This window comes from Oryzomicrobium sp., from assembly GCF_036820405.1.
In the GTDB taxonomy this organism is placed as follows: domain Bacteria; phylum Pseudomonadota; class Gammaproteobacteria; order Burkholderiales; family Rhodocyclaceae; genus Oryzomicrobium.
This window is the reverse complement of sequence record NZ_DAISLS010000011.1, coordinates 77,271-89,990: the sequence shown is the minus strand read 5'-3', so window position 1 is coordinate 89,990 and position 12,720 is coordinate 77,271. Positions and strand designations below refer to the sequence as shown.

General features: G+C 70.6%; 12 protein-coding genes. 7 read left to right on the top strand and 5 right to left on the bottom strand.

Features of this window, described 5'->3' with window-relative positions; translation table 11 throughout:
- Positions 1 to 132 precede the first annotated feature (132 nt).
- Positions 133 to 1,371, top strand: a complete 1,239-nt coding sequence (locus V7Z98_RS12040) for a GGDEF domain-containing protein (protein ID WP_334158243.1) — start codon at positions 133 to 135, stop codon at positions 1,369 to 1,371.
- Entirely contained in the window at positions 1,368 to 1,859 is a 492-nt protein-coding gene (rfaE2, locus tag V7Z98_RS12035; RefSeq protein WP_334158241.1) for a D-glycero-beta-D-manno-heptose 1-phosphate adenylyltransferase, read from the top strand. The genes V7Z98_RS12040 and rfaE2 overlap by 4 nt, the downstream gene beginning before the upstream one ends.
- Before the next feature lie 139 nt (positions 1,860 to 1,998).
- Here the strand turns inward: rfaE2 and V7Z98_RS12030 are convergent, their stop codons facing one another.
- Complete coding sequence (locus V7Z98_RS12030) at positions 1,999 to 3,024, bottom strand: bile acid:sodium symporter family protein (protein WP_334158239.1); 1,026 nt, start codon at positions 3,022 to 3,024, stop codon at positions 1,999 to 2,001.
- Positions 3,025 to 3,164: 140 nt separating this feature from the next.
- On the opposite strand from V7Z98_RS12030, the gene V7Z98_RS12025 reads away from it, so the two are divergent.
- The 3 genes from V7Z98_RS12025 to V7Z98_RS12015 all read left to right on the top strand — a co-directional run bounded on the left by V7Z98_RS12025 (position 3,165) and on the right by V7Z98_RS12015 (position 5,282).
- Positions 3,165 to 3,926 (top strand): AraC family transcriptional regulator, encoded by a 762-nt coding sequence (locus tag V7Z98_RS12025; RefSeq protein WP_334158237.1) that lies wholly within the window; start codon positions 3,165 to 3,167, stop codon positions 3,924 to 3,926.
- Between the two features lie 223 nt (positions 3,927 to 4,149).
- Positions 4,150 to 4,536, top strand: a complete 387-nt coding sequence (locus V7Z98_RS12020) for a CidA/LrgA family protein (protein ID WP_334158235.1) — start codon at positions 4,150 to 4,152, stop codon at positions 4,534 to 4,536.
- A complete protein-coding gene (locus V7Z98_RS12015) occupies positions 4,536 to 5,282 on the top strand; it encodes an LrgB family protein (RefSeq protein ID WP_293264432.1) in 747 nt (248 codons plus the stop codon). The genes V7Z98_RS12020 and V7Z98_RS12015 overlap by 1 nt, the downstream gene beginning before the upstream one ends.
- 99 nt (positions 5,283 to 5,381) lie before the next feature.
- Here the strand turns inward: V7Z98_RS12015 and V7Z98_RS12010 are convergent, their stop codons facing one another.
- From V7Z98_RS12010 to V7Z98_RS12000, 3 genes are all read right to left on the bottom strand, one after another.
- A complete protein-coding gene (locus tag V7Z98_RS12010) occupies positions 5,382 to 5,906 on the bottom strand; it encodes a cupin domain-containing protein (RefSeq protein WP_334158231.1) in 525 nt (174 codons plus the stop codon).
- Positions 5,907 to 5,956: 50 nt separating this feature from the next.
- A complete protein-coding gene (locus V7Z98_RS12005) occupies positions 5,957 to 6,280 on the bottom strand; it encodes a YciI family protein (RefSeq protein ID WP_293264436.1) in 324 nt (107 codons plus the stop codon).
- A gap of 76 nt (positions 6,281 to 6,356) precedes the next feature.
- On the bottom strand, positions 6,357 to 7,394 hold the full coding sequence (locus V7Z98_RS12000) for a quinone oxidoreductase family protein (protein ID WP_334158229.1): 1,038 nt from the start codon (positions 7,392 to 7,394) through the stop codon (positions 6,357 to 6,359).
- A gap of 195 nt (positions 7,395 to 7,589) precedes the next feature.
- Between V7Z98_RS12000 and V7Z98_RS11995 the strand changes: the two genes are divergently transcribed.
- Positions 7,590 to 8,507: a LysR family transcriptional regulator gene (locus V7Z98_RS11995; protein ID WP_334158227.1), complete on the top strand. Its 918-nt coding sequence runs from the start codon at positions 7,590 to 7,592 to the stop codon at positions 8,505 to 8,507.
- A 238-nt stretch (positions 8,508 to 8,745) separates the two neighbouring features.
- On the opposite strand, the gene leuA is transcribed toward V7Z98_RS11995, so the two are convergent.
- A complete protein-coding gene (gene leuA / locus V7Z98_RS11990) occupies positions 8,746 to 10,455 on the bottom strand; it encodes a 2-isopropylmalate synthase (RefSeq protein WP_334158224.1) in 1,710 nt (569 codons plus the stop codon).
- Positions 10,456 to 11,011: 556 nt separating this feature from the next.
- On the opposite strand from leuA, the gene V7Z98_RS11985 reads away from it, so the two are divergent.
- Entirely contained in the window at positions 11,012 to 12,634 is a 1,623-nt protein-coding gene (locus V7Z98_RS11985; protein ID WP_334158222.1) for a diguanylate cyclase domain-containing protein, read from the top strand.
- Positions 12,635 to 12,720: the final 86 nt, after the last annotated feature.

The window sequence follows — 12,720 nt, the reverse complement described above, 5'->3', positions numbered from 1 at the left end:
CGTATTCCGGCCCACTCCCTGCACTCCCGCATCGCCATCCCATGCCGCACCGACCGCTCCAGCCCGCCATCCCAGAGGGAATGCCGCTCCGGCCTCCCCAGGGGCACGGCTGCGCCGGCAGCGCCTGAACCGATGCCCGCCTCCCCCCACTTCACCCTCGACCTGCGCACCCTGCATCTGGTCATCTTGCTGGTCGGGATGGTGTCTGCCGGCGCCCTGTGGCTCACCGGGCGGCGCCACGCGGCCATGCCCGGGGTCCGGGACTGGGCCTGGAGCACGGCCCTGATGGCTCTGGGCGGCCTGGGGATTTCCCTGCGCGGCATCGTGTGGGCGCCGATTTCCATCGTCGCCGCCAACGCCTGCATCATCGCCGGCAACGCCCTGCTGTGGCGGGGGATGAATACCTTCCGCGGGCTGCCGGTGCATTTCGGCCAGGTGCTGTTTCCCACTGTGCTGACCGTCCTTTTCCAGTCCATTGCCCTGGGGCTTGGGCCGGACTGGCTGAGCGGCCGCATCGTCTTCACCTCGATCATGGTCGGCGGCCTGGAACTGCTGATCGCCCATGCCCTGCTGCGCCCGGCGGCCCAGCCGACCACCATCGTCCACCGCCTGATGGCGGCCCTGGTCCTGGTGGAAGCGGCCAACCACGGCACCCGCATCCTCGTCACCCTGGCCGAGGCGCCCACCGGCGACTACCTGGGGGGCGACCTCTACCAGAGCCTCTTCATCTTGATCGCCCTGGTGCTGGGCATCGCCAAAATCCTGGGACTGCTGACCCTGATCGGTGACCGCCTCCAGAGCGAGCTCAATCGGGCCGCCAGCCACGACTTCCTCACCCAGCTGCCCAACCGCCGTGCCTTCACCGAGCAGGCCGGCCACGAGGTCGCGCGCATCGCCCGCAACGGCCGGCCGGCCACCCTGCTGCTGATCGACCTGGATCACTTCAAGGACCTCAACGACAGCCGCGGCCACGCCACCGGCGATGCCGCCCTGCAAGCCTTCAGCCGGCTCCTGGTCGGCTGCCTACGCCAGCATGACCTGGGCTGCCGCTATGGCGGCGAGGAATTCTGCGTGCTGCTGCCCGATACCGGCCACAGCGAGGGCCATGCCGTGGCCGAACGCATCCGCCAGGCGGCCGAAATCATGGCAGCCCAGGGCCAGGGCACCACCGTCAGCATAGGCCTGACCGCCATCGCCCCCGGCCAGGGCCTGGAAGACGCCATCAACCGAGCCGACCAGGCCCTCTACGCCGCCAAGCACGCCGGACGCAACCGCGTGGAGGAAGCGGGGATGGCCGTCGCCGGCCATGGCGCCCCGCACCAGTACTCCCACTCCACTCCCCAACAATCCCACCCCATTTCCACCCCATGACCGCCTACCCCGCTCCCGGCTTCGAAGCCAAGATCTGCCCGCCCGACCAACTGGCCACCCGCGCCGCCGCCCTGCCCCACCCCCTGGTGTTCACCAACGGCTGCTTCGACATCCTGCACCGGGGCCACGTCACCTACCTGGCCCAGGCCCGGGCCCTGGGCGCAGCCATGATCGTGGCCCTCAACTCGGACGCCTCGGTGAAGCGCCAGGGCAAGGGCGACGACCGGCCCATCAACATCCTGGAAGACCGCCTGGCGGTGATGGCCTCCCTCAGCTGCGTGGACCTGGTGACCTGGTTCGACGAGGACACCCCCATCGCCCGCATCCTGGACGCCCGCCCCACCGTGCTGGTGAAGGGCGGCGACTGGCCCGTGGAGCGCATCGTCGGCGCCCCGGAAGTGCTCGGCTGGGGCGGCACGGTCCATTCCATCCCCTTCCGCCACGAGCGTTCCACCACCGCGCTGGTGAACAAGATCCGCGCGCTGTAACGATTCGGGGTAGGCATCCTCCGCCATCCATCCCTGAACCGTCCCGTTCCCTCGCGCCCCGTCCCCTCGCCATAAAAGCAAAACCGCCGGCCCAAAGGGCCGGCGGCTCACGGGAAACACACCCAGGCAACCGCGCCCCTCACCCCTCCCGCGCGCCGTAGCGGGAGGCGAGCACCGAGCAGACGAACAGTTGCAGCTGGTGGTAGAGCATGATCGGCAGCACGATCAGCCCCAGGGCCGGGTGGGCGCCGAACAGCAGTTTGGCCATGGGTACGCCGGAAGCCAGGGTCTTTTTCGAGCCGCAAAATACGGCGGTGATCTCGTCCTCGGTGGCGAAGCCCAAGCGCCGGGCGGTCCAGGTGGTGAGAGCGAGGACGATGGCGAGCAGCACCGCCACGCCGGCCAGGGTCTGGGCCAGCACCTCCAGCCCCTGGTCGCGCCACACCCCGGAAGCCACCGAGTCGCAGAAGGCGCCGAACACCAGCAGCAGGATGACGAAGCGGTCGAGCAGGTTGGTGTAGCGCTTGAAGCGCACATGCCACTTGTGCAGCACCGGCCGCAGCGCCATGCCCACCACCAGGGGCAGCAGCAGCAGGCGGGCGATGGCCAGGGACGCTTCGGCCAGGGACTGGGTGTGGCCACCGCTGCCGCCCATGGTCACGCTGCCTAGTAGCAGGGCGATGAGCAGCGGGGTCATGACGATGCCGAGCAGGGTGGACAAGGTGGCGTTGAAGATCGCCGCCGGCACGTTGCCCCGGGCCAGGCCGGTCATGGCCACCGACGACGAGATGGTGGACGGCAGGGCGCACAGGTAGCAAAAGCCCAGCACCAGGCCCGGGGACACCCGGTCGCCCAGGGCGGCATTGGCGAGCCACCACAGAAGCGGGAAGACGGCGAAGGTGAACAGCTGCACCAGCACGTGCACCCGCCAGCGCATCAGGCCGTCGCGCAGGCTGGTCAGGGACAGCCCCAGGCCGTGCAGGAAGAACACCAGGGCGATGCCCACGTCGGTGACCTGGTCGATGTGCAGCAGGCCGCCGCTCTTGCCCAGGCCGGGGAACTGGCTGGCCAGGGCCACGGCGCCGAGCATGCCGACCAGGAACCAGTCCCGGATGACCCGGTTGAAGGTGCGCCAGAGGGTCTGGCCGAGGGAGAAGGCGGGCATGGGGAGCGCTCCGGAAAAGGCCGCAGCCGATGCGGGCGGCGGCGATTGCGCGGACACCCGCGCGGGAGGAAACTCTACGCCCATCCCGTCTGTCCGACTTTCGACGGTCCGCCAACCGCCATCGCCAACCGGACAAGCCCATGAAACGCGCCGTTCCCGCCCTCGCCGCCCTGCCCCGGCCCCTCTACAACCGCAGCGAATCCCTGCCCGACGGGTCGTGGACCGAGGTGCACCGCCACCCCTGGTGTCAGTTCTCCTACGCCATCAGCGGCGTGCTCGGGGTGCGCACCCCCACCGGCAACCACGTGGCCCTGCCTCGCTACGGAGTGTGGATTCCCCCCGGGGTGGACCACCAGGTGGAATCCCACCGCCCCACCGAGATGCGCAGCCTGTACCTGGCCCCCGAGGCCGCCGCCCGGATGCCGGCCGAGTGCCGGGTGCTGGAGGTGACGCCCCTGGCCCGGGAGCTGATCCGCGCCGTGGCGGCGCTGCCGGTGGAATACGACCCGGACGGCGAGGACGGCCGCCTGGTGCAGGTGCTGATCGACCAGCTGGCCCGTCTGCCCGCCGCCGCCTTCACCCTGCCCCTGCCGACGGACGATCGGCTGGCAGCGCTGTGCGCGGCGCTCCAGGCCGACCCGGACGACCGCCGCACCCTGGCCGACTGGGCCGCCGAGGCCGGCGCCTCGGAGCGCACCCTGGCGCGGCGCTTCGCCCAGGACACCGGGCTGACCTTCCGCGAATGGCGCCAGCGCCTGCGCCTGCTCATGTCCCTGGCCGCCCTGGAGGCGGGCGAGAGCGTCACCGCCGTGGCCCTGTCCCACGGCTACGATTCGCCCTCGGCGTTCACCGCCGCCTTCCGCGCCTTCTTCGGCACCACACCCGGGGAATTGCGCGGCTGAACCGCCGCCGGGGCTGAACTTCCGGACGGATCGGCCCCCATCCCCCGGTCCAGACCGGAGCGCCCGGAAGCGAAACCAAAAAAACCCGGTCACGGCAGATGTGACCCCAGGTATGCAATCGCCGCTCCGGTTCGGATTATTATTGCAAGCCAGTACCAACGACCCACCGCCGCCCCTCGCCCTCCGGGACCGAGGCGTGGCGGTCATTGCTTTTGGAGGCCCCATGCTCGCAGCCCTGACCCAACTCCTCATCTTCCAGCTGATCGGCGAGGTGATCGCCCGCTGGCTCGACCTGCCGGTGCCGGGCCCGGTGATCGGCATGCTGCTGCTGTTCGCCACCCTGGTGCTCGGCGACGGCCCCAGCCACGAGTTGCAATCCACCTCCCAGGGCATCCTGCAACACTTGTCCCTCCTGTTCGTGCCCGCCGGCACCGGGGTGATGGTGCACTTCCACCGCCTGGAGGCGGAATGGCTGCCCATCGTCCTGTCCTTGGTGGTCAGCACCCTGCTCACCCTGGCCGTCACCGCCCTGGTGATGAAGGCCGTAGCGGCGCGGCGCGGCCCCGGAGCGCCGGCCGCGCCCGCCGCTCCGGCCGGGGAGGGTGCGTAATGAGCCCCCTGATCACCCCCCAGCCCCTTTCCGCCATCTGGGTCTACCTGTCGGCCTCGCCCCTGATGGGCCTGACCGTCACCCTGCTCGCCTATCAGGGTGCCTTCTGGGTGTACAAGCGGGCCGGCTTCCACCCCCTGGCCAACCCGGTGCTGCTCGCCGTGGTCACCCTGGTGACCCTGCTCACCGTCACCGGCGTGCCCTACCAGCGCTACTTCGACGGCGCCCAGTTCGTGCACTTCCTGCTCGGCCCGGCCACCGTGGCCCTGGCCCTGCCGCTGCACGCCCAGCTGAAGAAGGTGTGGTCGATGATCGTCCCGGTGCTGGTGGCCCTGGTGGTGGGCTGCCTGGTGGCGGCCCTGTCGGCCATCGCCATCGGCCACCTGCTCGGCGCCAGTACCGCCACCCTGATGTCCCTGGCCCCCAAGTCGGTGACCATGCCCATCGCCATGGGCATCGCCGAGCGCAACGGCGGCCTGCCCTCCCTGGCGGCCGTGCTGGTGATGGTCACCGGCATCCTCGGTGCGGTGACCGCCCCCTACCTGTTCAACGCCATGGGCCTCAAGGACCCGGCGGTGCGCGGCTTCGCCATTGGCGTGGCGGCCCACGGCATCGGTACCGCCCGGGCCTTCCAGTCCAGCGAGCAGGCCGGCGCTTTCTCGGCTCTGGCCATGGGCCTCAACGGCGCCCTCACCGCCCTGCTGCTGCCGGTGATCCTGCCCTGGGTGCGCATCTGGACGGGCTGAACGGGCCGGCGACGTACCGGCGCATATAGGCATAGGCCGGGCGGCGGCGGGGCCGGAACAGCGCCCCTTCGCCCCCCCCCGACCTCCCGGTGCCCGGGATCACGCCTCCGGGCCGTCCTCTCCATCCCAATACCCGGCCGCCGGCCCGAGGCGGCCCACGTACTCCAGGGTCCGGGCCGCCTTGTCGCCCCCCGGGGGGGCACCGGCGAAGATCGCCACCTTGCCCGAATCGGGATAGCCCATCACGTCCGGAGCGTGCATGGTGCTGACCACCAGGTAGCGCAGCGGGACGTCCGAATCGTTTTCCAGCTGGTGGGCCGTTTCCGGCCCGCCCGCCGGGGCCCCGAGCACATCCCCGGCCGCCACCGGACGGCGCTGGGAACCGAAGCGCCAGGTGCCGCGCCCTTCCAGGATCACCACCAGCTCCTCGTTGGCGTAGTGGTGGTGGCGCGGCCAAGCGCGCTTGCCCGGCGGCAGCTCCACCAGCCGGGCACCCAGCCCCCGCAGGCCGAGCAAGGGGCCGAGCTGGGCGGCGCGGGCCTGGAAGTGTGCACCGTTGCCATGCTCGGCCAGCGGGAGGTCGGCCAGGGTAACGGCGGGGATTGCCGTCTCGGATGCGGACATTCTCGCTCCTTTCATGAGTGGTGCCGGGGCCCCGGCCGGTTAAGGGCAAATCACGCGCCCAGGCGCGGCAGGGCCACGCTGTCCGGCGCCAGGTCGACGGGCAGCTCCGACGCCCGCAGCGTCGGCTGGAAGGCCAGTACCTCGAAGGCGGCCACGCCGGCCTGGTGGAACGGATCTTCCGCCAGCCAGTCGAGCAGCGTATCCCGGGAGGGCGCCCGGGCGAGGAGGATGCCGCCCTGGCGCGGCTCCTGGGGGCCGGAGGCGAGGAAGCGGCCGGCGGCATAGCCCCGGTACAGGTAATCGCGGTGGGCCGCCAGGTGGGCGTCCACGTCCTCCAGGGGACGAATGTAGCGCAGTACGACGACGTACAGCATGGTCGGAATCTCCAGATAAGGATGGGGCGATGGGCGGACCGGGCCCGGCCCGCCGGTGCGTCGTGGGGAGGGCGGCTCAGGGCAGGAGCAACAATGCCCCGGAGGTCTCGCCCGCCTCCAGCCGGCGATGGGCCTCGGCGGCCTGTTCCAGGGGCAGGGTTCCCCCCACTTCCACCTTGAGGCCCGCGGCCAGACGCTCCAGGGTGGCTGCCGCCCCTTCCCGGTAGCGCGCCAGGTCGGTCATGAAGCGGAACACCCCGGGGCGGGACAGGGCGATGGAGCGGGCCGGGCCGAGCAGGGCCGGATCGACGAGGCCGATGTCACCGGCCACCTGGCCGATGGACGCCGCCGTGCCGTAGGGGCGGACCGCCTCCAGGGTGCGGGCCAGGGTGGTGCCGCCAATGCCGTCGATGGCGTAATGCACGCCCTGGCCGTCGGTCAGTTCCTTCACCGCCGCGACGAAGTCCTCGTCCTTGTAGAGGATGGCGTGGTCCAGGCCGTGGGCGGCCGCCAGCTCGGCCTTGGCGGCGCTGCCCACGGTGCCGATCACCGTGGCCCCCAGGGCCTTGGCCCACTGGGTCAGCACCAGCCCCAGCCCGCCGGCGGCGGCATGGACCAGCACCGTGTCGCCGGGCCGCAGGGGCCGGACGTGGGCGAACAGCATGTGGGAGGTGATGCCGCGCAGCATGGCGCCGGCGGCGCTGGCGTCGGACACCCCGTCGGGCAGAGGCACCGCCCGGGCGGCGGGGAAGTTGCGCGCGCTGGCGTAGCTGCCCGCCGGCGGCCCGGCGTAGGCCACCCGCTGGCCCAGGGCCAGGCCGTACTGCTCGGCGGCACCGGCCCCCAGGGCGACGATTTCCCCCACCCCTTCCACCCCCAGGGTGGCGGGCAGGGACGGCAGGGCGTAGAGGCCGGTGCGGTGGTAGATATCGACGAAATTGACGCCGATGGCGCGGTGGCGGATCTGCACTTCCCCGGGCCCGGGAGCGGGCAGGGGGCGATGTTCGACCTGGAGAGCAGCGGCGTCGCCGTAGCGGTGCAGACGGACTTCGGTGGCGTGGGTCAGGGGCGCGTGGGGCGCCGCAACGGCGGCGGACGGGGCAAGGGATGACATGGCGACCTCTCGAAACGGATGACGTGAAAAATGACGCCCCCAGGGCGGGCCGCTGGAAAGCCTCGGAAAAACCTCCAGAAGCCCCGGGCCTCGCACCGTGTTGCTGGCGCAGCGCTATTGCCCCGGGAGCGCATTGCCGGCCCACTGTAATCCGTTCAAAATCGCCCGAAAATTCCCAACAAATACACATTCATTGTGCAAAATTCACCAGACCTGAACGTCCCCCTGCAATGGGACGACGTGCGCCACTTTCTCGCCCTGGCCCGGGAAGGCAGCCTGTCCGGCGCCGCCCGCGCTCTCAAGGTGGAGCACTCCACCGTGGCCCGGCGCGTCGATGCCCTGGAGCAGGCCCTCCGGCTGCGCCTGTTCGACCGGCTGCCCCGGGGCTGGCACCTCACCCCGGAAGGGGAGGCCCTGGCCCAGCACGCCCAGCGCATGGAGGACGAGGCCCTGGCCTTCGGCCGCGCCGCCCTGGGCGTAGCCACCCTGTCCGGCACAGTGCGCCTCTCCGCCCCGCCGGTGGTGGCCAGCCACTTTCTCGTCCCGCGCCTGGGGCCTCTGCGTCGGCGCTGGCCGGATATCCGCCTGGAAGTGGTGGGCGAGGCCCGGGAGGCCAACCTGACCCGGCGCGAGGCCGACCTGGCCCTGCGCCTGTCCCGCCCCAGCGCTCCCGGCCTGGTGGCCCGGCCCCTGGCGGAAATGGGCTACGGCCTGTTCGCCACGCCGAAATGGGCGGCCCGGCCGGCGACAGAGTGGGAATTCGTCGGCTACGACGAGAGCCTGCGCCAGGTGCCTCAGCAGCAATGGCTCGACAGCCTCACCGCCGGGCGCCCCACGGTGCTGCGCAGCAACGACCTGGCCGGCCTCTATCAGGCAGCCCGGGCCGGCCTGGGGGTGACCGCCCTGCCCTACTTCCTCGGCAACCGGGACGATGTACTGGTGCGCCTGCCCGCTTACGACTGCCCGACCCGGCGCAAGCTATGGCTGGTGCTGCACCCGGACCTGCGCCGCTCGCCCCGGGTACGGGCGGTGGCCGACGCCATCGCCGAACTGGTGATGGGGGAGGCTGCCCTGCTGGCGGGGCGGGAGGCAGCGGCGGGGGGCCCCGGCTGAAGCCGGGGCCGGGCGGATGCGCCAGCCGTCCCGGGGCCATCGGGCAGGGCGCCCCATTCCGCCCCGTTCCACATCCCTTCCGCACACGCCCCGGAAGGCGGCCCGAGCCTTCGGCATTTCCGAAGGCTGACCGCACCGGCGCAGCAAGCCCCGCGCCAACACTTGCGCTTGGGGCAGTCAAAAAAACAGCCATCGGATTTTCCGATGGCTGTGGCCATTTGGCACTGGGACAGAAGGGTCAGGCCGCCTGAACGCCAGCCTCCGCCGACACGCCAACGCCAGCCTGGCTGCGGTTGATGCCGGAGACCACGGCCAGCACCGAGGCGGTGATGATGTTGCCGTGCACACCGACGCCGAAGGTGGCGCCGGGGCGGCCGGGCACGGTCATCTCCACGTAGGCCACGGCCCGGGCGTCGGCGCCCTTGCCGAGGGAGTGTTCCTCGTAGTGCTGCACGGCGGCCTCGAAACCGGCCTGGCGCAGGGCATCCACCGTGGCGTCGATGGGGCCGTTGCCTTCGCCGCGCAACTCCCGGGTGTCACCGCCGATGTCCACGGTGAGGGCGATACCCTGACGCTCCTGGGCGGCCTCGAACAGGTGGTGGCCGACGTAACGCACCGGGGCGACGGCTTCCAGGTATTCGCGGCTGAACACCTGCCAGAGGGCGCTGGCGGTCATCTCGCCGCCGGTAGCGTCGGTGACCCGCTGCACGGCGCCGGAGAATTCCACCTGGAGGCGGCGCGGCATGACGAGGCCCACCTCGGTTTCGAGCAGGTAGGCGATGCCGCCCTTGCCGGACTGGCTGTTGACCCGAATGATCGAATCGTAGGTGCGGCCCACGTCGGCCGGGTCGATGGGCAGGTAGGGCACTTCCCAGACGGCGTCCGGCCGCTGGACGGCCAGGCCCTTCTTGATGGCGTCCTGGTGGGATCCGGAGAAGGCGGTGAACACGAGGTCGCCGACATAGGGGTGGCGCGGGTGGATCGGCAACTGGGTGCAGTGCTCGACGGTGCGGGCCACGTCGTTGATGCGGGAGAAGTCGAGGCCCGGGTCCACGCCCTGGGAGTAGAGGTTGAGGGCGAGGGTCACCACGTCCACGTTGCCGGTGCGCTCGCCGTTGCCGAACAGGCAGCCTTCGACCCGGTCGGCGCCGGCCATCACTGCCAACTCGGCGGCGGCCACGGCGCAGCCCCGGTCGTTGTGGGGGTGCACCGAGAGGATGATCGAATCGCGCCGGGCGAGGCGGGTGTGCATCCACTCGATCTGGTCGGCGTAGTAGTTGGGGGTGCCCATCTCCACCGTGGCCGGCAAATTGATGATGCACTTGCGTTCCGGGGTGGGCTGCCAGACCTCGGTGACGGCGTCGCAGACCTCCCGGGCAAAGTCGAGCTCGGTGCCGGTAAACACTTCGGGGCTGTACTGGAACACCCACTCGGTGTCGGGCTGTGCAGCGGCGCAGTCCCGGATCAGGCGGGCGTGCTCAATGGCGATGGCCTTGACCCCGGCCTGGTCGGTGTCGAAGACGATGCGGCGGAAGTTGGGGGCCGTGGCGTTGTAGAGGTGCACGATGGCGCGGCGGGCGCCCTGCAACGATTCGAAGGTGCGGCGAATGAGGTGATCCCGGGCCTGGGTGAGGACCTCGATGGTCACATCGTCCGGGATGTGGCCGCCTTCGATCAATTCGCGGACGAAGTCGAAGTCGGTCTGGGAGGCGGAGGGGAAGGCGACCTCGATTTCCTTGAAACCGATGGCCACGAGGGTCTTGAACATGCGCATCTTGCGCTCGGCATCCATGGGCTCGAAGAGCGCCTGGTTGCCGTCCCGCAGATCGGTGCTCATCCAGATCGGCGGGCGGGCGATCACCTGGTTAGGCCAGGTCCGCGCGAAGGTGGGGTCGGTGACGTGCACCGGGGTGAAGGGACGGTATTTGGCGGCGGGGTTCTTCAACATGATGATCTACTCCAATGCGGTCGATAACGGAAAGAAGGGGCACGCATGGGGCTGCCAGGCTGTCCGGCGGTGTCGCGGACATGGTTCGCGGCCTGGCAGCCGGACGGCAGTCGCAGGATGGAGAAGGCGGGCAGTAGCAGCAGTTGCAGGGAGGTCATGACAGTCTCCGGAGGAGAAAAACGACGACGAAAGGGGAGTCGAGGATGGCCCGAAGCCGCGAGGCTCGCGCATTCCGCCCTTGCCGGCCCGGAGGCTGGCGGAGGCGGTTTCAACAGGAGGGGGGAGAGTATGTGCGCGCTAGACGCGCAGCAGCAGACCCAGGTCCAGGAGCTGGGCCAGGGAGAGGGAAGCGATCGGAGCGTTGCGCTCGATCATGGGGGTCTGCTGGGAAGTCATGACGGCAACCGTAACCGAAGGCGCGGCGGCAGGTCAACCCCGCCCGGCGGGCGGGCACGGAACGCGGGGTGCGGATTTTTCCGCCCTTCCGTGCCGAATCACGCACCGGCCACGCCAGTCCGCTCCCATTCGGTCATACCCAGGGATTATCATCGGCGGCATGATGTTCCGCCTGAACCGCCGTATCCGCCCCTTCGACAGCCTCATCTCCCGATTGATGCTGCTCGGGCTGTGCCTCGTCACGATCGGCATCGCCGCCCGCTACTACGCCATCAGCCATTTCCTGCGCGAGGACCTGGCGACGGTGGTGGAGGCCCAGCAACTGGCGCTGGCCACCTATGTGGCCCGGGACATCGACGAACGCATCGTGCACCGTCGCAACCTGTTGGAACGCATCGGCGCGGCCCTGCCGCCGGACCTGCTGCGCCGCCCGGCGGCGCTGCGCGCCTGGCTCAAGGAACACTACGAGTTCCAGCCCCTGTTTTCCGCCGGCCTATTCGTCACCGACACCCGGGGCGTGGCGCTGGCCGACTACCCGGTGCTGCCCGACCGGGAGCATGGCGACTATGCCGACCGGGATTACATCAAGGACGCCCTGGCCGGCCGCACCACCATCGGCCGGCCGGTGATGGGCCGGGCCGCCAAGGAACCGGTGCTGCCCATGGCGGTGCCGCTCCTGGACGGCCGGGGCGAGGTGCGGGGCGCGCTGGTGGGCATCACCGCCCTGGCCACACCGGGCTTTCTCGACCTGCTACAGCAGAGCCACATCGGCAAGGGCACTGGCGGCTTCCTGCTCGTCTCGCCCCAGGACAGGCTGTTCGTTGCCGCCTCGGAACCCGACATGGTGTTCACCCCCACCCCGCCCTCCGGGGTGAACGCCCTGCACGACCGGGCCATGGGGGGCTACCGGGGCACCGGCATCACGGTCAACGCCAAGGGTGTGGAAGAAGTCTCGGCCATGGTCACGGTGCCCAGCACCGGCTGGTTCCTGGTGGCCCGCCTGCCCAGCCGGGAGGCCTTCGCCACCGTGGCCCGCACCCAGTCCTTCCTGCTGCGCAACGGCGTGCTCGCCTTCATGGTGTTCGCCGCCCTCGCCTCCACTGGCATGTACGTTCTGCTGCGCCCCCTGTCCCGTGCCGCCGACCACGCCGAGCGCATGACCCGGGGCGAGATTCCCCTGGAGCCCCTGCCGGTGGTGCGCCAGGACGAGGTGGGCCACCTGATCGGGGCTTTCAACCGGTTGCTGATGAAGCTCGACGAGCAGCAGGCGGAACTGGCCCGCATCGCCCACCACGACTCCCTCACCGGCCTGCCCAACCGGGCCCTGCTGGCGGACCGGCTGCACCAGGCCCTGGCCCGCGCCCAGCGCACCGGCAGCCGGGTGGCCCTGCTGTTCATGGACCTGGACGGCTTCAAGCTGATCAACGATTCCCTCGGCCACGAAGCCGGCGACGACGCCCTGCGCCAGGTGGCCCAGCGCCTTGGCAAGATCGTGCGCCAGAGCGACACCCTGGCCCGGGTCGGCGGCGATGAGTTCGTGCTGTTGCTCTGCGATCTGGGCGAGGACGCCGAAGCCGCCGCCGGCATCGTCGCCCAAAAGTGCATCGAGACGCTGCTCCCGCCCCTCACTGTCGCCGATATCCCCTGTGCTATCGGCGTGTCGATCGGCATCGCCACGGGCAGCGGCGACACCGCCGCCGGAGCCCTGCTGCAAGCGGCGGACCGTGGCATGTACCGGGCCAAGAAGGCCGGCCGGGGACGCTACGTCGCCTGCCCGGTGTAAGCCGGCGCAGGCCGCCCCAGGCCGGCGGCGCCCCTTCCTGTCCCTCGGCGCCCCGCCCTACACGGCCGGCCGTGGGCAAGGCCGCC